Source organism: Aquimarina agarivorans (assembly GCF_000218485.1).
Classification (GTDB): domain Bacteria; phylum Bacteroidota; class Bacteroidia; order Flavobacteriales; family Flavobacteriaceae; genus Aquimarina; species Aquimarina agarivorans.
In genome coordinates, this window is sequence record NZ_AFPB01000017.1 from 1 (window position 1) to 1,215 (window position 1,215).

Genomic DNA, 1,215 nt, shown 5'->3' on the forward strand with positions numbered 1-1,215 from the left:
CCCTCATAGACTCCAAAAAAGTCTTCAGAACGTATGCGAACGTAAAAATGAGCAGAAAAATGAGCAGAAAAATGAATAAATGTAAAACATTAATAAACAGCAAATTATTTTTACGTTAGTCAGAATAAAAAAAACAATAAAGAAAATGTCTGCAAATACATATAGAAATAATGTCTCCAGATTGCAAGGACAAATTGCAGACCTAAAAAAGAAAGAAGCTTCTGAGAGGAAGAAAGATGTTGACTTAGTTTCAAAAATCAATAATCTATCAAAAAGAATTTCAACGACAAAATCTTCTACAACGATTCAAAGCCTTCAAAGACAAATTGAAAGCAAATTAAAAGAGCAAGTTCGATTTCAATCTAAAATTGCAGATATTCAAAAGCAAATAGCCAATAAACAAAAAGAACTCGATCGGAATCAAACTAACCTAACAAGGGCCATTGAAAAAGAAACAAAAAAAAACAAACTGACGAGCTGATTTTTCTGAGAGCAAAAGAGTCCTATAATAGGAATGAGTTATCTAACGTTCGACAATTAAATTCTGAACTTGAAAAACAACAGTTCATTTTTCAAAATCGTATGATTTCAGTTGATGAAATTTCAAAAAATGATGAAGAATATTCAGTTAATGAACTTGTTGATCTTCACTTTAAAATTGATGCCGTTCTAGAAAAGTTAGAGAAATTGGGGCTCGGGCAAGAAATCATATTTGAAGAAATCGAAGGATTAAAAACAAAAAGTAAAAAGATTAGCAAGAAGGATTTAAAATTAATGTTAATCGGTCAATTAGTAAGCTTTGGAAACGGAGTAGTTGATTCTGAAACAGCTGGTCAAATTTTAGAAAAATTGACTGATGTACAATTATCAAATTTAATTATTTAATGAACTATGATTGAACAACATTTAGAAGAATCAAAACAACAAATAAGTGATCTTGCAGATAAAATTCTATTGAATGATGAAGATTTAGAAATTGACAATAGAATGTTTGCAGCATTGAGGCAGAAAACTGAGAACATCATATTGTCAGATTACTTAATAGAAAAAGCTAACGAAAGACTTGAAAATCTAAAGGTATTCATTAGTGATGAATCAGAGGTAGAGAAATATAAAAATGACCTGATCTCGTTTATTCAGGAATTATTAAGGGAAAAATTATAAAAGCATATAACAAAACCTAAACTGCATTAAAACGCAGCTTAGCCAAACGTT

3 protein-coding genes are annotated in these 1,215 nt (G+C 29.5%); all 3 read left to right on the plus strand.

Going from position 1 to position 1,215, the window contains the following annotated elements:
- The first annotated feature begins 145 nt into the window (after positions 1 to 145).
- Positions 146 to 481, plus strand: coding sequence for a hypothetical protein (locus tag GMC_RS23280; RefSeq protein ID WP_010520315.1), 336 nt, complete (start codon positions 146 to 148; stop codon positions 479 to 481).
- A 101-nt stretch (positions 482 to 582) separates the two neighbouring features.
- Positions 583 to 885 (plus strand): hypothetical protein, encoded by a 303-nt coding sequence (locus tag GMC_RS23285; RefSeq protein WP_010520316.1) that lies wholly within the window; start codon positions 583 to 585, stop codon positions 883 to 885.
- Between the two features lie 6 nt (positions 886 to 891).
- Positions 892 to 1,164 (plus strand): hypothetical protein, encoded by a 273-nt coding sequence (locus GMC_RS23290; RefSeq protein ID WP_010520317.1) that lies wholly within the window; start codon positions 892 to 894, stop codon positions 1,162 to 1,164.
- Positions 1,165 to 1,215 lie beyond the last annotated feature (51 nt).